Origin of the sequence: Nocardia sp. NPDC060255 (genome assembly GCF_042727395.1) — a bacterium.
Lineage (GTDB): Bacteria > Actinomycetota > Actinomycetes > Mycobacteriales > Mycobacteriaceae > Nocardia.
The window spans coordinates 186,290-202,967 of the sequence record NZ_JBHXAU010000017.1; the positions used below are offsets into that span (position 1 = coordinate 186,290).

Annotated in this window: 16 protein-coding genes; 9 read left to right on the forward strand and 7 right to left on the reverse strand. The window is 67.3% G+C overall.

Going from position 1 to position 16,678, the window contains the following annotated elements:
- Positions 1–95 precede the first annotated feature (95 nt).
- Positions 96–1,016, reverse strand: coding sequence for an endonuclease/exonuclease/phosphatase family protein (locus ACFWF1_RS28370; protein ID WP_379286956.1), 921 nt, complete (start codon positions 1,014–1,016; stop codon positions 96–98).
- Positions 1,017–1,495: 479 nt separating this feature from the next.
- Between ACFWF1_RS28370 and ACFWF1_RS28375 the strand changes: the two genes are divergently transcribed.
- Positions 1,496–1,774 (forward strand): hypothetical protein, encoded by a 279-nt coding sequence (locus ACFWF1_RS28375; protein ID WP_379286954.1) that lies wholly within the window; start codon positions 1,496–1,498, stop codon positions 1,772–1,774.
- Positions 1,775–1,842: 68 nt separating this feature from the next.
- On the opposite strand, the gene ACFWF1_RS28380 is transcribed toward ACFWF1_RS28375, so the two are convergent.
- Entirely contained in the window at positions 1,843–2,484 is a 642-nt protein-coding gene (locus tag ACFWF1_RS28380) for a cysteine hydrolase (RefSeq protein WP_379286952.1), read from the reverse strand.
- 10 nt (positions 2,485–2,494) lie between these two features.
- Entirely contained in the window at positions 2,495–2,821 is a 327-nt protein-coding gene (locus ACFWF1_RS28385) for a hypothetical protein (RefSeq protein WP_379286950.1), read from the reverse strand.
- 105 nt (positions 2,822–2,926) lie between these two features.
- On the opposite strand from ACFWF1_RS28385, the gene ACFWF1_RS28390 reads away from it, so the two are divergent.
- A complete protein-coding gene (locus ACFWF1_RS28390) occupies positions 2,927–3,280 on the forward strand; it encodes a winged helix-turn-helix transcriptional regulator (RefSeq protein WP_379286948.1) in 354 nt (117 codons plus the stop codon).
- Positions 3,281–3,336: 56 nt separating this feature from the next.
- Here ACFWF1_RS28390 and ACFWF1_RS28395 read toward each other — a convergent pair whose 3' ends face one another.
- The gene (locus ACFWF1_RS28395) at positions 3,337–3,978 is read right to left on the reverse strand and encodes an FMN-dependent NADH-azoreductase (RefSeq protein ID WP_379286946.1); all 642 of its coding nucleotides are present in this window, start codon (positions 3,976–3,978) and stop codon (positions 3,337–3,339) included.
- Positions 3,979–4,144: 166 nt separating this feature from the next.
- Here ACFWF1_RS28395 and ACFWF1_RS28400 point away from each other — a divergent pair, with 166 nt between their 5' ends.
- Positions 4,145–4,552 (forward strand): winged helix-turn-helix transcriptional regulator, encoded by a 408-nt coding sequence (locus tag ACFWF1_RS28400; protein WP_379286944.1) that lies wholly within the window; start codon positions 4,145–4,147, stop codon positions 4,550–4,552.
- Positions 4,553–4,852: 300 nt separating this feature from the next.
- Here the strand turns inward: ACFWF1_RS28400 and ACFWF1_RS28405 are convergent, their stop codons facing one another.
- The 3 genes from ACFWF1_RS28405 to ACFWF1_RS28415 form a co-directional block, all read right to left on the reverse strand.
- Positions 4,853–7,864 (reverse strand): bifunctional [glutamine synthetase] adenylyltransferase/[glutamine synthetase]-adenylyl-L-tyrosine phosphorylase, encoded by a 3,012-nt coding sequence (locus ACFWF1_RS28405; protein WP_379286942.1) that lies wholly within the window; start codon positions 7,862–7,864, stop codon positions 4,853–4,855.
- Positions 7,865–7,943: 79 nt separating this feature from the next.
- Positions 7,944–9,284, reverse strand: coding sequence for a glutamine synthetase family protein (locus tag ACFWF1_RS28410; protein WP_107655058.1), 1,341 nt, complete (start codon positions 9,282–9,284; stop codon positions 7,944–7,946).
- Between the two features lie 95 nt (positions 9,285–9,379).
- Positions 9,380–10,912: an alpha/beta hydrolase gene (locus tag ACFWF1_RS28415; RefSeq protein ID WP_379286940.1), complete on the reverse strand. Its 1,533-nt coding sequence runs from the start codon at positions 10,910–10,912 to the stop codon at positions 9,380–9,382.
- Positions 10,913–11,386: 474 nt separating this feature from the next.
- Between ACFWF1_RS28415 and ACFWF1_RS28420 the strand changes: the two genes are divergently transcribed.
- The 6 genes from ACFWF1_RS28420 to ACFWF1_RS28445 all read left to right on the forward strand — a co-directional run bounded on the left by ACFWF1_RS28420 (position 11,387) and on the right by ACFWF1_RS28445 (position 16,562).
- Positions 11,387–12,304, forward strand: coding sequence for a family 43 glycosylhydrolase (locus tag ACFWF1_RS28420; protein ID WP_379286938.1), 918 nt, complete (start codon positions 11,387–11,389; stop codon positions 12,302–12,304).
- A 144-nt stretch (positions 12,305–12,448) separates the two neighbouring features.
- A complete protein-coding gene (gene panB, locus ACFWF1_RS28425; protein WP_357382156.1) occupies positions 12,449–13,306 on the forward strand; it encodes a 3-methyl-2-oxobutanoate hydroxymethyltransferase in 858 nt (285 codons plus the stop codon).
- Between the two features lie 20 nt (positions 13,307–13,326).
- The gene (locus ACFWF1_RS28430; RefSeq protein ID WP_379286935.1) at positions 13,327–14,166 is read left to right on the forward strand and encodes a phosphotransferase; all 840 of its coding nucleotides are present in this window, start codon (positions 13,327–13,329) and stop codon (positions 14,164–14,166) included.
- Positions 14,167–14,242: 76 nt separating this feature from the next.
- A complete protein-coding gene (locus ACFWF1_RS28435; protein ID WP_379286933.1) occupies positions 14,243–14,701 on the forward strand; it encodes a hypothetical protein in 459 nt (152 codons plus the stop codon).
- The gene (pip, locus tag ACFWF1_RS28440) at positions 14,701–15,678 is read left to right on the forward strand and encodes a prolyl aminopeptidase (RefSeq protein WP_379286931.1); all 978 of its coding nucleotides are present in this window, start codon (positions 14,701–14,703) and stop codon (positions 15,676–15,678) included. The genes ACFWF1_RS28435 and pip overlap by 1 nt, the downstream gene beginning before the upstream one ends.
- Before the next feature lie 2 nt (positions 15,679–15,680).
- Positions 15,681–16,562 (forward strand): CHAD domain-containing protein, encoded by an 882-nt coding sequence (locus ACFWF1_RS28445; protein WP_379286929.1) that lies wholly within the window; start codon positions 15,681–15,683, stop codon positions 16,560–16,562.
- The last annotated feature ends 116 nt before the right edge of the window (positions 16,563–16,678 follow it).

The window sequence follows — 16,678 nt, forward strand, 5'->3', positions numbered from 1 at the left end:
GCAGGCCTGCGCGTGCACACGGTAATCGCCGCGCATCCCGCGCGCGCATCACAATCGAGCGAAAACCCTACGCGCCGTGGCCCGTACCTACGAGATCAATTCAACCGCACTCGCGCGACCAACGCGCGGTGATCAGAACCAGGAACACTCAGCGTATGTATCTCTTGTGCCGTGGCATCGGCGAGCAGGACGTGATCGATGCCGATGATCGGCCCCCAGCTCCGATCGTTGGGAAACGTCGGCAGTAGTCCGGCGCCCACCTGATCGGCCGCGGCGGCGAAGCGGCCGTGCAGCAGTTCGCGGAAGGCCGCGTGATCGCGCGTCGCGTTGAAGTCCGCGCCGACGATCACGGGACCCTTTTGCGCGTCGAGGATCTCGCGGATCTCGCGCATTTCCACGAGCCAGTCCGAGAAGTTGAACGGCGGCGGGACCGGGTGGAAGGCGAACACGGTGATGGGTCCGCGGTCGGGATGGTCCATCGTCGCGGACACCTGCTCGAGGATGAAGCCGTCGTATTTCTTGGTGTCGCGCAACGGGTATCGGCTGTAGATGCCGGTGCCGCCGCCACCGTCGACGGTCGGCCGCAGGTACGAGTACGGCAGCAGGGTGCCGAGTTCCGCCGCCGCCAGCCGGTCGACCGCGCCCTTCGTCAGCTCGTCCACGGTGAGCACATCGATGCGGTTGTCCCGCACCGCCCGCACCACCGCGTCGACGTCGGCCTGCCCGAACAACAGATTGGACTGCATCACCATCACCTCCGGCCCGCTGGCCGCGCGCCCCTCGGGGACGAACGCGGGCACCACCGTCCACGCCACCACGCCGACCACCACCGCGGCCACCCCCGCACTGCGCCAACCCCGCGCGACCACAAAGATCACCAGCCCGACGACCGAGCCGATCATCAAATACGACGCCCCCGACTGCAGCAAGACCAGCGACCGATGCTGCCACGCCCCGAAATGCAGGACGACCCCGGCAACCCCCGCCGCAAGCGCACACCATCCCACCCCGAGCACCACTCATTCCAACCAATTCGGCATACCCCGACCCTAGGCGGCAGTTGTGGAGAACCTGTACGCCGACAGTGAAGGTCCCGAGACCATCGGAACAACGCCACCCCACGGGCGTTCGCCGAGTGCCCGCGTTATCGAAGATCTGCACTCTCTCTCGGGATCGGCACTCGGAATAGGGCCCTAAAGTCGGTGCCGATCCCGAGTGAGGGTGCGGATTCTGCTGCCGGCGTGGCGAGTTGGAGACCGCTCACCCTTTGTGTGGCCCGGACAACCTGTATAGAGGGGGTACGGGTCACACAAAGGGGCGGCTGGGTCCTGGGCCGGCGATCGTGCTGTGGGGGCGTTCGGAGGGCTTCGGCGATCGGCAAGGCGTGGCGGCTGGTGAGAATGAGGATCGGTGCATACGAAGGCCGGCCACCATCAGGTGCTGTCGATGATGAATGCCGCCGCTCAAAATGGACGCAGGCGACGGAGGAGGCCGGATGTACGTCGAAGAGTTCCGTATCGCGGGCCCGCTCACCGCTGACAGCGCCGACGAGCTCGTCGAGGTGCTGATCGGATACACCTCGCGAATCACCGTCAGCAGCAACGGACGCAGTGTGAACGCGCCCTTGCTGCCGACGTGCGTGGACGTGCTGCGACTGCGGGCAGGCAGCACGGTGACGGTGACCGTTGAGCACGGCCACCATCCGGAACTCGACGAAGACCGCCGCGCGATTCGAGGTTTCGTCGACCGCTTCCGGGCACTCACCGCCGGGTAATCCCTAGCTCACAGGCACATCCCTCGTCCCCACAGCGGATCGTTGTGGGGTGCCTGTGAGCTAGGGAGTCAGGGCCGGGTCATCAGATCGATCAGGGAGGCGGTGTCGGTCATCAGTGACCCGCCCGCGAATTCCAAAGTGGCGTAGGACCTTTGTGCCGCCGCCGGATGCCCCGCGCCGCACGCGTCGGTGACCATGATCGGCAGGTAGCCGAGGTCGAGGCTGTGCCGGACGGTGGGTTCGATGCCGACCTCCATGGCGATGCCCGCGATCGCGTAGGAGTCGATTCCGCAGTCGCGCAACGCGATATCGAGTGGTGTGGCCGCGAAGGCGGACATGGTGATCTTGTCGAAGACCACCTCGTTCGCGTCGGGTGTCAGCTCCGGGGTGAGCTGGTATTGCGGCGATCCCTGCGGAAAGCTGGCGTGCAGCTCGTCCAGGTCGGCCACCCGCTGCCATTGCATGGCGGTGCGCAGCTGGGCCACGCCGGAAGCGGCGATCGGCAGCGACACATGCCGGGTGTAGAAGACCCGGAACCCGTTGGCCCGAGCGGCATCTCGCAACTGCACGCAGGCCTGCACGATCTTGGCACCGTCGGGGATCTGACCGACGATGCCGACCTGCATGTCATAGATCAGCAACGCCATCCGGGTGGGATCACACGCGTCCGCCACGGTTTCCGGAATGCTGAGACCGAAGCCGTTTCGCATGGCAGCGCCCTCACTTGGTCCGGTCGTAGGGCTCGGCGACGTCGACCTTCGGATCCATCAGCGCCTCCAGTGGCAGCGGGGCCTGCACCGGGACGTAGGTCCACTCGAGATAGCCGGCCTTGGTGAGCGGGAAGTCGGCGACGTATTTCTGTGCCTCCTCGACGCTGTCCACCTCGAACACGATCACCACGCCCGGCTCGTCGGCGCGCGCGTAGTTCTCCCGCACGATGCCCGCCTTCCACAGCCGCCACACATTGGCGACCTCCTCGGGCAGATACGGGTTGATGGTCGCCAAGGTCACGCCGGGCTTGAAACGGTCGAAAACGATGACCTTCATAGGGATTCGGGCTCCATGTCTGCAGTAGGAATGTCCATCCATGGAATCGCGATGATTACAGTGTTACAAGAACGCACTTTTTAGTGAGTACCCGAAAGGCGTGCCATGCCCGAGAAGCGCTATCACTGCGCGGTGGAGGTGACCGTCGACCTCATCGGCGGCAAATGGAAGCCGGTGATCCTCGCCCACCTCAAGGAAGGCGTGCGCCGCTACGGTGAGCTGCGCAGGCAGATGCCGACGACCAGCGAGAAGATGCTCGTTCAGCAGTTGCGTGAGCTGGAAGCCGACGGCTTGGTCCGCCGCACTGTCTTCGACACCGTGCCACCGCAGGTCGAATACGATCTCACCGACGAAGGCTGGAGCCTCGTTCCCGCCCTCACCGCGCTGTACGAGTGGGGCGAAAAGCGTGCTGAGAGAACAGGTCTGCTCATAGAGCCCGCCCCCTCGGTCACGAACTAGCTCGGCCGCATCACCCCGGTGCCGCACCCGTGTTAGTGCGGCACCGGGGTGTGGCGTCAGGCGGCCCGGGTGGGACTGAGGGTCATGGCGAGGTGACGCGCCTGCTCGTGGGCAGCGGCCAGCGACGCCTTGTGCAGCGGAAGCAGCGGGGCGAGGGACGCCGAGTGCGGGGCCATGGTCAGCTCGGGGATCACCGCGGTCACGTTCAGGCCCAGGATGCCGTGACCGAGGACGGCCTCCAGCGTGGGCACCACGAAGTCCAGACCGTGTTTAGGGGTGCCGGGGCCGTAGCCGCCACCGCGGGGCGAGATCAGCACGGCCGGGCGGCCCGCGGCCGGGGAAGCGCCGGAGAAGAAGAGGGTGCGGTCGGTGACGATGATCTGGTCCAGCCACGCCTTGAACACCGACGGCATCGACAGGTTGTACATCGGCGCGGTGAACAGGTACGCGTCCGCACCGAGGAACTCTTCGATCAGCTCATCCTGGAGTGCGGCGGCCTTCGCCTGCTCGGGGGTGTGGCGGGCCGGGTCGATGCTGCGGGCGGTGATGCCCGCGGCGGTCAGGTGCGGCACCGGGTTCGCCGCGAGATCGCGGTGGACGACCGGGCCCTGCCACTGATCGCGGAAGGACAGCGCGACCTGACGGGAGACCGAGGCCGCGCCGGGCGCGGAGGAATCGATGTGCAGCAGATACGACATAGCGGTTGTGCCTTTCCTGGATGCGAGCGGAGGAGGTCAGGGGCACAGCCCCGATTTCATCCTCTCGACCTCGATTCATACTATTTGTGCGTAGCGACATGATGCGTCAGAATCGAAGGCGGTACAAAAGGCACACCGGTGTGCGCGACGGAGAGGAATGGGCGCTATGCAGGACAACGCTGATATAGAGATGGCGGCCGCGATCGGGCCGTGTGCGAACATCCCCGCCGACCACATGCCCTTCATCCGGCAGGTGCTGGACCGGGTCGGCGACAAATGGAGCATGCTGATCGTCGCCATCCTGCAGGACGGCCCCGTGCGCTACACCGACCTGCAACGCCGGATCCCCGGCATCTCCCAGCGCATGCTCACCCACACCCTGCAGCAGCTCCAGCAGGACGGCCTGATCACGCGGACCGCCTACGCCGAGGTACCGCCGCGGGTCGAGTACGCGCTCGCGCCCCTCGGCCACGGCCTGCACGCGATCGTCATGCAGCTGATCGGCTGGGCCGCCGACCATTACGACGAGATCCGCGCCAACCACGACCGCGACACCGTTTCGGCCCGGCCCTGAACGGCGAACCTCGACATCAGGCCGACGGCACCACCGTCAGCTCGAACGCGATTACGCCCGGCGACATTGCCTGGCCCGGCGTAGCCAACCGCCTACGCCTGAACAGCAGAATCGGCTCCGCCGTCACGAATCTCGGCTTTGTGGTCGGTTCAGCCCGCCCATGCTCCACCGAGCGTCCATAACCTTATGGGCCGCAACGGCTAGCGTAAATGACTCGGCCACAACCGTTTTCGGTGCGCATGAGCCCGGACGCACTGGCGAGCAACGAACTCGGATGTACCGCGTCCTCAGGGCCCGCAGTCACTGCCCGAATACCCGCTCCACCACCGCTTTTGCCCGCCTGGTGACGCGCATGTAGTGATCGAGGAACTCGCTACCGTCGTCGTTGGGCCAGCCCGCCACCCGGGCTACCGCGGACAACAACCGCCCGGGCCCGGGCAACTGGTCCGCGGGTTTGCCGCGCACCAACACCAGCGCGTTGCGGGCTTTGGTCGCGGTGAGCCAGGCGTCCCGCAGCAGCGCGACATCGGACGCGTCGAGCAGCTTCGTCTGCTCGATCACGTCGAGCGACTCCAACGTCGACGTGTTGTGCAACCCGAGAACGTCGTGCGCGTAGCGCAGCTGCATCAGCTGCACCGTCCACTCGATGTCGGCGAGACCGCCCCGACCGAGTTTGGTGTGCGTAGCGGGATTGGCGTTGCGCGGCAGTCGTTCGGCGTCGATGCGCGCCTTGATCCGCCGGATCTCGCGCACCGCCTCGGTCGACACCCCACCCTCCGGATAACGCACCTTGTCGATCACATGCAAGAAGCGCACACCGAGCTGCTGGTCACCCGCCACCTGATGCGCCCGCAGCAGCGCCTGCACCTCCCATGCCTGCGCCCACTGCTGGTAGTAGGCGTCGTAGGCCGCCAGCGTGCGGACCAGCGCGCCGTTGCGCCCCTCAGGACGCAGCCCGGCATCCACCAGCAGTGGCGGGTCGACGCTCGGTGCGCCCAGCAACTTCTGCACCCGGTCGGCGACGTTGCTCGCCCACTTCACGGCCTTCGTCTCGTCCTCGCCCGGACGAGGATCGCAGACGAACAGCACGTCCGCGTCCGATCCGTAGCCGAGTTCCTTGCCACCGAGCCTGCCCATGCCGATCACCGCGAAGTCGGCGGGCGCGGGCGCGCCCATTTCGGCCTCGCTGGCCCGAATCACCGCCGCGAGAGAGGCTTCCAGCACGGCGACCCACACCGAGGACAGCGCACGGCAGACCTGTTTGACGTCGAGCATGCCGAGCAGATCCGCCGACGCGACCCGGGCAAGCTCGTGCCTGCGCAGCGAACGTGCCGCCGCCACAGCACGTTTCGGATCGTTGTAGCGTCCGGCGGCCCGCATGATCCCGCGCGCAACGTCTTCCGGCTGCGGGCTGAGCAGCAGTGGACCGCCCGGCCCGTCCGCGTACATGCGAATAGTGTCGGGCGCGTTGATCAGCAGATCGGGCAGGTACTCGGAGGAGCCGAGCACGATCATCAGCCGCTGCGCGATCGCGCCCTCGTCGCGCAGTTCGCGCAGGAACCAGGTCTGGTCGCCGAGGCCTTCCGACACCCGCCGGTAAGCGAGCAGGCCCGCGTCGGGATTCGGTGTCTCGCCGAGCCATTCGAGCAGGGTCGGCAGCAGCAGCGCCTGGATCCGGCCCTTACGCGACACCCCGCTGGTGAGTGCTTTGAGGTGACCGAGCGCGTGTTCGGGAGCCTGGTAGCCCAGCGCGGCCAGCTGCCGGACCGCCGCGTCCGGACTGAGCCGCAGCGCTTCGGGTTCCAGCTTGACTACCGACTCGAGCAGCGGACGGTAAAACAGCTTGGCGTGTAATCGCCGCACCCGTACCGCATTTCGGCGAATCTCGGTGGCCAGCACACCGACCGCGTCCTGCCTGCCGTCCGCCCGGATGTGCGCGGCGCGGGCCAGCCAGCGCATGCCCTCCTCGTCGTCCGAGGCGGGCAGCGTGTGCGTGCGCCGCAGCCGTTGCAGCTGCAGGCGATGTTCGAGCAGGCGCAGGAACTCATACGACGCAGTGAGATTCGCGGCATCGTCGCGGCCGATGTAGCCGCCGGCGGCCAACGCGGTCAGCGCCTCGACGGTGCCCTGCACGTGTAGCGACTCGTCCACCCGGCCGTGCACCAATTGCAGGAGCTGGACGGCGAATTCGACGTCGCGCAGGCTGCCGTGCCCCAATTTCAGTTCGCGCTCCCGCATGTCGGCGGGAACCAGGTCTTCCACCCGGCGGCGCATCGCCTGCACGTCGGCGACGAAGTCGGGGCGCTCGGAGGCGGTCCACACCATCGGCATCAGCGCGGCTTTGTACTCCTCGCCGAGCTCGAGGTCGCCGGTCATCGGCCGGTTCTTCAGCAGTGCCTGGAACTCCCAGGTCCGCGCCCAGCGTTTGTAGTACGCGACATGCGAATCCAGCGTGCGCACCAGTGCGCCCGCCTTGCCCTCCGGCCGCAGCGCCGCGTCGACCTCGAAGTAGGCCGCGCTGGCGACGCTCATCATCTCGGCCGCCAGCCGGGTCGCGGTGGCGTCGGCGGGCTCCGCGACGAACACCACGTCGACGTCGCTGACGTAGTTCAGCTCGCACGCGCCACTTTTACCCATGGCGATCACCGCGAGCCGCACGGGCACCGGGCCGTCCTTGCACACGCGAGCCACCGCCACCGACAGCGCCGCGGTGAGCGCGGCATCCGCCAGCGCGGTCAGATGACGACCAACCACCTGGTACGCCAGTACCGGTTCGTTCTCGACGGTGGCCGCTAGGTCGAGCGCCGCGAGCAGCATCAGCTGATCGCGATACCGCTTGCGCAGCAGCGCCACCACCTCGGGGCCGAACTCACCGGCCCGGAACAGCAGCGGACCCGCGTTGGGTCCCTCCTCCGGCACCGCGTGCACCGCGTCGAGCAGATCGGCGATCAACTCATCGCGACCCGGTAGCTCCTTGCGCCGCAAGATCTCCCAGGCCGCCGGATCGACGACGAGATGGTCGGCGAACGCGCTGGACGAGCCGAGCAACCCGAACAACCTGCCGCGCAACGCCGTTTCCGACCGGATCGCCGAATCCAGTGCGGCCCACTTGTTTTCCATCCGCTCGCGCAGTTTGACCAGCGTGTTCAGCGCCAGGTCGGCGTCGGGCGCACGGGAGAGCGCCCACAGCACGGGGATACTTTCGACGTTGTCCCAGCCCAATTCGTGCAGCGAGGCGGCGGCGGACGGCTCGAGGAGTCCGAGCCGCCCGACGCCGGGGACAGCAGAGCGAGCAGTCGGGGGCCGGACCATAGGTCTCAAATTACATGGTCGCGGCTAACGACTCGCCCGTACCTGGACATACGTTCGGTTGCAGAAACGCGCCTTTTCGCTACAGCCCGAGATATTCCTTGAGCTCGTACGGCGTCACCTGGCTGCGGTAGTCGGCCCACTCCCGGCGCTTGTTGCGCAGGAAGAAGTCGAACACGTGCTCGCCGAGCGTCTCGGCGACCAGTTCGGACCGCTCCATCGCCTGCAGCGCCTCGTCCAGCGTGCCGGGCAGCTCGCGGAAGCCCATCGCGCGCCGCTCGGCGACGGTCAGCGACCACACGTCGTCCTCGGCCTCCGGCGGCAGCGTGTAACCCTTCTCGATGCCGCGCAGACCGGCCGCGAGCAGCACGGCGAAGGTCAGGTAGGGGTTGCACGCCGAATCTGGGCTGCGGATCTCGACGCGGCGCGAGGAGGACTTGTTCGGCGTGTACATCGGCACCCGCACCAGCGCGGACCGGTTCGACCGGCCCCACGAGGCCGCGGTCGGCGCCTCGCCGCCGTGGATGAGCCGCTTGTAGGAGTTCACCCACTGATTGGTGATCGCGCTGATCTCCGGCGCGTGCTCCAGGATGCCCGCGATGAACGCGCGCGCGGTGCTGGACAGGTTGATCGGGTCGTCCGGATCGTGGAAGGCGTTCGCCTCGCCCTCGAACAGGCTCATATGCGTGTGCATCGCCGAGCCCGGGTACTGGGCGAACGGCTTGGGCATGAACGTCGCGCGCACGCCCTCGTCGATGCCGACTTCCTTGATCAGGTAGCGGAAGGTCATCACGTTGTCGGCCATGGACAGCGCGTCGGCGTAGCGCAGGTCGATCTCCTGCTGGCCCGGCGCGCCCTCGTGATGGCTGAACTCGACCGAGATGCCCATCGACTCCAGCGCGTCGATGGCGTGGCGGCGGAAGTTGGGGGCCGAATCGTGCACAGCCTGGTCGAAGAAGCCGCCGGAGTCGGCCGGGATCGGCTGCGAGCCGTCCACCGGGCCGTTCTCCAGCAGGAAGAACTCGATCTCGGGGTGCACGTAGCAGCTGAAGCCGACATCGGCGGCCTTGTTCAGCTGGCGGCGCAGCACGTGGCGCGGGTCGGCCCAGGACGGCGAGCCGTCGGGCATGGTGATGTCACAGAACATCCGCGCGGAGTGCTGGTGGCCCTTGCTCGTCGCCCACGGCAACACCTGGAAGGTCGACGGATCCGGGCGGGCGACCATGTCGGCCTCCGACACCCGGGCGAAGCCCTCGATGGCCGAGCCGTCGAAGCCGATGCCCTCCTCGAAAGCGCCCTCTAGCTCGGCCGGAGCGATGGCGACGGACTTCAGATAACCCAGCACGTCGGTGAACCAGAGCCGCACGAAGCGGATATCCCGCTCTTCGAGCGTCCGCAGCACGAATTCCTTCTGGCGATCCATGTCCGCGAGAGTAAGCACCCGGCGTTAAATCCGTGTTACATACACGCTGAGTGTGTTGTGCTTGTTGTGCGAAAAAGACATCACCGGCCGCGCGGTCAGCAGGTGAGGCCCGGCTTCGGATCTGTCAGATCGACCAAATAGTCGATGACCGCGTCGTCCACGCACGCCGATCCGCCCGAGAGCGCGATCGTGTGCCGGTTGCCCTTGTAGGTCAGCAGTGAGGCACCGAGCTGCGAGGCCAGATCCACGCCCGCCTGGTACGGCGTCGCCGGGTCCTCGGTGGTCGACACGACCACCACCTTCGGCAACCCGGTGACCGTGATCCGGTGCGGCTCACTGGTATTCGGCACCGGCCAGACGGTGCACTGGTCCAGCGGGGCCGCGCCGGTGCCGCGACCGTCGTCCAGGAACGGCGCCGCCTTGCGGTATTCCATGTCCTGCCTGCCGGTGATGCCGCGGTCGCTGATGCGCGGATCGTCCACGCAGCGAATGGCATTGAACGCGTCGGTGGTGTTGTTGTAGGTGCCGTCGTCGCGGCGGCCGTCGTACAGGTCGGCCAGTTGCAGCAGGGTGTCGCCGCGGCCGTCGCGCAGTTCGGACAGGCCGAGGGTGAGCACCGGCCACAGGTCGTTGGTGTAGAGGGCTTGGCGCACGCCGGTGAGCGCGTCACCGTAGTTGAGGCCGCGTGGGTCGGTGGTCGGTACGGTCTTGTCCCACAACGGATTCACCAGTGCACGGAAGCGCTGCACCGTCTGCGTCTTGTCGGTGCCGAGCGGGCAGTCCGGCTTGTTCGTGCAGTCCGCGGCGTAGGCGTCGAACACCTTCTGGAAGCCCGCGGCCTGCCGCAGCGACTCCTGCACCGGGTCCTGCGAGGAGTCGATCGCGCCGTCCAGCACGAGGGCGCGCACGTGGTCCGGGAACTTCTCCGCGTAGGCCGAACCGATCTTGGTGCCGTACGAATAACCCAAATAGCTGAGCTTCGCGTCGCCGAGCGCCGCGCGCATCACGTCCAAGTCCTGCACCACCTCGCGGGTGCCGACGTTGGCGAGAAAGGCCTTGCCGGTGTGTTCGGTGCAGCGGTCCGCGTACTGCCGATTCTCGTTCTCCGCGGCGGCGATGCCCTCGGGCGTGTTGTCCTTCTGCGGTTCGGCCCGCTCGGCGTCCTGCTCCTTCGCGGTCTCGCAGACGATCGCCGGAGTCGAGGAGCCGACACCGCGCGGATCGAAGCCGACCCGGTCGAAGCGCTCGGCCAGCGGCGACTTGTTGCCCAGCGCCGACATGGTCAGGCCCGACTCCCCCGGCCCGCCGGGATTCATCAGCAGCGAGCCGATCTTCTTGCCGGACGCCTTGATCCGGGAGACGGCGATCTGCGCGGTCGGCCCGTCCGGGGCGGCATAGTCGACCGGCACGGTGATCCGCGCGCACTGCGCGGTCGGCGCGAAGCGATCGTCCGCGGAGCCGAACCCGGTGCAGGTCCCCCACTGGACGGGCTGGGTGTAGAACTTCGTCAACTCAGCGGGTGACGCCGGCATCGGCCCCGTCGGATGACCGTCGACCGTGCACCCCGCCGCCACCAACGCCAGCACCGCCACCATCAGCGCACCGCGCCCACTCCGAACCAAAGCCATCCACTGATACTGGCAGCTCGACCGCCCGACAGAGACAACGCACCGGTCAGAAGCCCTGACCACGCCCCCACAGCGACGCAACGACGCAACGACGCAACGACGCAACGACGCAACGACGCAACGACGCAACGACGCAACGACGCAACGACAACTTGATGTACGAAGCATGCTCTTGACGCAAGCTGCAGCGTGCGTCAAGAGCATGCTCCCTACGTCAAGTCCTCATCGTGAGGCGTGCGCTCGAGCCGGAGTGTGAAATGGAGTTGGGTATTTATCGAGGGGGTCGAAGTATTCGTTGCTGAGCGGTTTGCGGATGGGGAATTAATCTCGGTTTTGTCGAATTCGTCGGCTGACATTCACGTGTTTTGTCCTTTTGCCATTGGCGCGCTAATCTTCCGGCGATTTCCCCCCTCAGCTCACCTATCGGAAGGTGCACTCTTGCGCGCGTACCGGAGGGCAGGACTCCTTTGCGCGGTGACGGCCGTGCTCGTGCTCGGCATGCTGTCGCCGGCGGAGGCGGCGACAGCGCCGGAGCGGGTGAAGGCCGGGGAGTTCACCAAGGTCTACGATCCGACCACAAATCTGTTGGGGCAGTGGTACATCAACGACCACACGTTCGTCTTCCACAAACCCACCAGCACCTGGCACATGTTCGGCATCACCCACGTCGAGCCCGCCGATCCGGCGACCGAGGTCGTCTTCGCGCACGCCATCGCGCCGAGCCTGCACGGGCCGTGGGTGAAACAACCGCCGGCCCTGCACGCCGATCCCGCCTATGGCGAGAGCCACCTGTGGGCGCCACATATCGTTTTCGCCGATGACACCTATTACATGTTCTACGCGGCTGGACCGGACGGCAGTAACTCCGCGATCAACCTCGCCACCTCGACCGACCTTTATCACTGGGTCCGCGAACCGAGCGGCTCACTGTTCACCGACGGCTACGACGCCCGCGACCCGATGGTGACGCGCGTCGACAACCAATGGGTCATGTATTACACAGCGACCAGGCCGCAATCGCGCGGACATCACGTCGTCGCCTACCGCACCAGCAATGACCTGCGGCACTGGCAAGAAGGCGGCGTGGCGTACACCGACCCGACCGTCGGCACCAGCGGCGGGAACACCGAATCCCCCTTCGTCGTGCGGCACGGCGAGTATTGGTACCTCTTCATCGGCCCACGTCCCGGTTACGTCGGCACCACCGCGTTCTACAGCGACAACCCCCTGCACTTCGACCCGGACAACCGCGCCGGTCAGATCGACGCACACGCCGCCGAGGTCATCGACGACCGCAACCACTACTGGGTCAGCTCGGCGGGCGACAACCAGGGCGGCGTCTCGATCGCGCCGCTGATCTGGTACTCCGAGCCCGGCGCCACCGGCAACTGACCCCCGGTCACCTCCCCTGATGTGACCAATTACATCGGTCGCGAACCTTAATACGGCCCCGCTACAACTGGCACACTGGATTTCGTCAGACGAACCCGGGGACCCGAATGGGCCCCGAGGAGACACCAGACGAAAGGGACGAAGATGTCCGTATCCGATTCGGAAACCCCTGCCTACGGTGCGGCGCCCAGCCAGCCCAAGAAGGCTATGCGCAAGACCCGGGTGCAGCACCTGCAGCAGATGAAGGCCGACGGCCAGCGCTGGGCCATGCTCACCGCGTACGACTATTCCTCGGCCCGGCTGTTCGAAGAAGCGGGCATCCCGGTGCTATTGGTCGGCGACTCCGCGGCGAACGTGGTCTACGGCTACGACACCACGGTGCCGATCACCGTGGACGAGCTCATCCCGCTGGTCCGCGGCGTGGTGCGCGGCGCACCGCACGCGCTGGTGGTGGCCGACCTGCCGTTCGGCACCTACGAGTCCTCCGCGCAGCAGGCGCTGGCCACCGCGACCCGGTTCATGAAGGAGGGCCAGGCGCAGGCGGTGAAGTTCGAGGGCGGCGAGCGGGTGGCCGAGCAGATCGCGCTGATCACCTCCGCCGGTATTCCGGTGATGGCGCACATCGGGTTCACCCCGCAGAGCGTCAACACCCTCGGCGGGTTCCGCGTGCAGGGTCGCGGCGACGGCGCCGAGCAGCTCATCGCCGACGCCATCGCGGTGCAGGAGGCAGGCGCGTTCGCGGTGGTCATGGAGATGGTGCCCGCCGAACTGGCCGCGCAGGCCACCCGCAAGCTGACCATTCCCACCGTCGGCATCGGCGCGGGCGTGGAAACCGATGCGCAGGTGCTGGTCTGGCAGGACATGGCCGGATACACCAGCGGCAAGACCGCCAAGTTCGTCAAGCGGTTCGGCAATGTCGGCGATGAACTGCGCACGGCCGCGGCGGCCTACGCTGATGAGGTGGCCCGGGGCACCTACCCCGGACCCGAACACAGCTTTTAGATCGACGCCATGGAGTAACGATGACCGGCCGAGCAGTGCACGCCCCCGCCGCACTGCTCGGCCAGCCGCCCGAACCGTTGCTCGATTGGGCGGCCGGCGTCCTCAAGGCACAAGAGGTCGAGGTGACCGGCGCGCCGACGATCACGCGCCGCCGCGCCTGGTCGCTGATCGCGCGCATCCCGACCGAAACCGGCCCGGTGTGGGCCAAGGCGAACGCCCGCGCCTTCGCGCACGAGGGCCCGCTGCTCCAGCTGCTCGCCCGGCTGCGTCCCGGTAGCGTGCTGGAACCCCTTGCGGTGCAAGAGGAGCACGGCTGGCTGCTGAGTCCGCACGGTGGCGACACCGCGCGCGATACCGACGCCGCATGGCCCGGGCTGCTCCGCTCCTACGCCGACCTCCAGCAGTCCGTCGCCCCGCACATCGATGACCTGATCGCGACCGGCACCCCGTACCTGCCGCCCGCTCGGCTCGGCACGGTCTACCGGCATTTCGAGCCGCGCATGCCCGGCCTCGCGCACCGCATCGAGGAGGCGGCCGCCGAACTGGCCGGATACGGCAGGCTCACCATCGAACACAACGATGTCCACCCCGACAACGTCTTCGCGGACACCGGTCAGCTCTTCGACTGGGGCGACGCGGTGATCACCCATCCCTTCCTTTCCCATCGCATCCTGCACAACCCGCGCCGCGACGACTACTTCGCGCGCTGGGGGCCGGTCTCCGCCGCCGAGATCCGCCTCGCCGAACGCCTCGCCCCGTTGATCGCCCTCAACCCGTGGCGCACCATCGACATCTCCATCCCCCGCTTCGCACGCTGTGTCGAAGCACTGCTGGACGAGCTGCGCATCACCTTCCGTTAGCCACACAGTCCGGGCCACGGTCGCGAATCAATGGCAGACTCGATGCGGACATTCGCGATAAGAAGTAGAGGTACCGATGCCGCACAGCCGTTGGATTTCCCGCAGCACGCTGCTGCTGGCGGGCGTTTTCGCCGCCGCAGCACTGACCGCATGTGGAGGCGAGTCGAACCCGGCTCCGACCGGGAGCTCTGGCTCGACAACGGGCTCGGCGACGGCGACCACCAAGCCGAGCGGCACCGCGGGCACGAACAAGCCGGGCACCCCGCCGGTCATCTCCGATGCCGCGTCCGCTCAGCTCTGCGACATGATCAAGCCCGAGCTGTCGAACTGGCGGGTGCAGGGGCCGACGCTCGGCAAGATCGGGCTCAACGCCCTGGTGCACGAGTGGGCGCTGCGCAACGGCGGCATCAACGGCGCGGTGCTGGCGGACAAGCCGATCGTGGACCGGCTCACCACCAAGAGCTGCCCCGACGTGCACCAGCAGGCGATCGAAGCGCTGGAACTGCCCGACCTGGCCTCCGGCCTGGCCTTCTGATGGGCGGCGCACAGTTGCGGACGCTGTACCCCGAGCTCGAGGCGTACGACTCCGGCAAGCTCGACGTCGGCGACGGCCAGTCGATGTACTGGGAGGTCAGCGGCAACCCCGACGGCAAGCCGGTGGTTTTTCTGCACGGCGGGCCCGGCGGCGGCACCTCACCGGCTCAGCGGCGGTTCTTCGACCCGGCGGCCTACCGGATCGTGCTGCTCGATCAGCGCGGCTGCGGACGCTCCACCCCGCATCTCGCCGACGACCCGAGCCTGGCGACCAACACCACCCAGCATCTGATCGCCGACATCGAGGCGCTGCGCACACATCTCGGCATCGAGCGCTGGCAGGTGTTCGGCGGCTCGTGGGGTTCCACCCTCGCGCTCGCCTACGCCGAGACGTACCCGGATCGGGTGACCGAACTGGTGCTGCGCGGCATCTTCCTGTTGCGCCGCAAGGAAATCGACTGGTACTACAACGGCGCCGCGGGTTACGTGTACCCGGACGAGTGGGAGAAGTACCTCGCGCCGGTGCCGGAAGCCGAGCGCGGCGAGGACCTGGTCGAGGTCTATCACCGGCTGCTGCACTCGCCCGACGAGGAGGTCGCGCTGGCGGCCGCCGTCGCCTGGTCCACCTGGGAGGGTGCGACGAGTTCGCTGCTGCCGCAACCGGATCGGGTCGCCGAATCCGCCGATCCCCGGTTCGCCCTCGCCTTCGCGCGGATCGAGAACCACTACTTCCGCAATCACGCCTTCCTCGACGAGGGGCAGCTGTTGCGCGACGCCGACGCCATCGCGCACATTCCGACGGTCATCGTGCAGGGTCGGCACGACATCGTCTGCCCCACCGTGAGCGCCTGGGATCTGCACAAGGCACTGCCCGGTTCGGAGTTGCATATCGTCGAAGACGCCGGACATGCCTCCTTCGAGCCGGGAATCACGCATCATTTGATCGAAGCCACCGATAGATTCGCGAAGGCGGGATAACCATGACGGCCACCGCAGGCAAGGCCATCGTCGCGGCACTCAGCGACAACGTGGACCGGCTGCTGGCCGCTGAACCCGAGGTGCGCGCGGACGAACCCGATTCGGTCCATCAAATGCGCGTGGCCACCCGCAGACTGCGCAGCGTGCTGCGGTCCTATCGCGGACTGTTCGAACGGACACCGGCCAGGACGATGGGCGACGAGCTCAAGTGGCTGGCCGGTGTGCTCGGCGTGGCCCGCGACGCCGAGGTGCGCGCCGAACGTTTCGAGACACTGCTGACCAAACACGGCCAGCAGTCCGAACATTCGGAAGCCGACCTCGAATTGGTGACCGCCCGGCTGGTCACCGCCGAGAACGCCAGGTACTCCGTCGCCCACGCCGACGTGCTGCTCGCGCTGGACAGCGTCCGCTACCGCGAGTTACGCGACGAACTCACCAAGTGGCGCACCGAACCGCCGCTACGTTCCTCCCGCGCCGAGGTGCCCGCCGCGGAATTCTTCAACGTCGTCCTGGAACGCGACCGCGACCGCGTACTGGGCCTGATCGAGCAGGAAACCACCGTCACCCCCGCCGAACGAGTCGAACTCCTGCACGATATCCGCAAGAGCGCCAAGCGATTACGCTACTCCTGCGAGGCCGCCGAACCCATCCTCGGCACCGACGCCAGCGACCTCGGCACCCGCGCCAAACGCCTGCAAACCGTCCTGGGCGACCACCGCGACGCCGTCGAATCCCAACACGCCATCTACGGCATAGCCGCCGACGCCGGCGCCGCAGGCGAAGACACCGCCCTCTACCGAATCCTCGCAGGCGCCGAAGACACCGCCGCCCGCCAAGCCCTGACCCGCTACCCCGAAGCCGCCGCAGCGTTGTCCAGCGAGTAGTCCCGCACTGCTACCGCAGCCCTCCCCCGGCGACGAGCCTCGCCGCCGCGCCCTCAATCGAAATCCGCACTGACTCTCGGGATCAGCACTGGCTATAGGGCCCTATTCCGAGTGCC

Bases quoted from the DNA above. Each gene is read 5' to 3' on its own strand.
- ACFWF1_RS28380 (WP_379286952.1), bottom strand. From the start codon at position 2,484: ATGCGAAACGGCTTCGGTCTCAGCATTCCGGAAACCGTGGCGGACGCG.
- ACFWF1_RS28445 (WP_379286929.1), top strand. From the start codon at position 15,681: ATGACGGCCACCGCAGGCAAGGCCATCGTCGCGGCACTCAGCGACAAC.
- ACFWF1_RS28405 (WP_379286942.1), bottom strand. From the start codon at position 7,864: ATGGTCCGGCCCCCGACTGCTCGCTCTGCTGTCCCCGGCGTCGGGCGG.
- pip (WP_379286931.1), top strand. From the start codon at position 14,701: ATGGGCGGCGCACAGTTGCGGACGCTGTACCCCGAGCTCGAGGCGTAC.
- panB (WP_357382156.1), top strand. From the start codon at position 12,449: ATGTCCGTATCCGATTCGGAAACCCCTGCCTACGGTGCGGCGCCCAGC.
- ACFWF1_RS28415 (WP_379286940.1), bottom strand. From the start codon at position 10,912: ATGGCTTTGGTTCGGAGTGGGCGCGGTGCGCTGATGGTGGCGGTGCTG.
- ACFWF1_RS28410 (WP_107655058.1), bottom strand. From the start codon at position 9,284: ATGGATCGCCAGAAGGAATTCGTGCTGCGGACGCTCGAAGAGCGGGAT.
- ACFWF1_RS28395 (WP_379286946.1), bottom strand. From the start codon at position 3,978: ATGTCGTATCTGCTGCACATCGATTCCTCCGCGCCCGGCGCGGCCTCG.
- ACFWF1_RS28385 (WP_379286950.1), bottom strand. From the start codon at position 2,821: ATGAAGGTCATCGTTTTCGACCGTTTCAAGCCCGGCGTGACCTTGGCG.
- ACFWF1_RS28435 (WP_379286933.1), top strand. From the start codon at position 14,243: ATGCCGCACAGCCGTTGGATTTCCCGCAGCACGCTGCTGCTGGCGGGC.
- ACFWF1_RS28430 (WP_379286935.1), top strand. From the start codon at position 13,327: ATGACCGGCCGAGCAGTGCACGCCCCCGCCGCACTGCTCGGCCAGCCG.
- ACFWF1_RS28400 (WP_379286944.1), top strand. From the start codon at position 4,145: ATGCAGGACAACGCTGATATAGAGATGGCGGCCGCGATCGGGCCGTGT.
- ACFWF1_RS28375 (WP_379286954.1), top strand. From the start codon at position 1,496: ATGTACGTCGAAGAGTTCCGTATCGCGGGCCCGCTCACCGCTGACAGC.
- ACFWF1_RS28390 (WP_379286948.1), top strand. From the start codon at position 2,927: ATGCCCGAGAAGCGCTATCACTGCGCGGTGGAGGTGACCGTCGACCTC.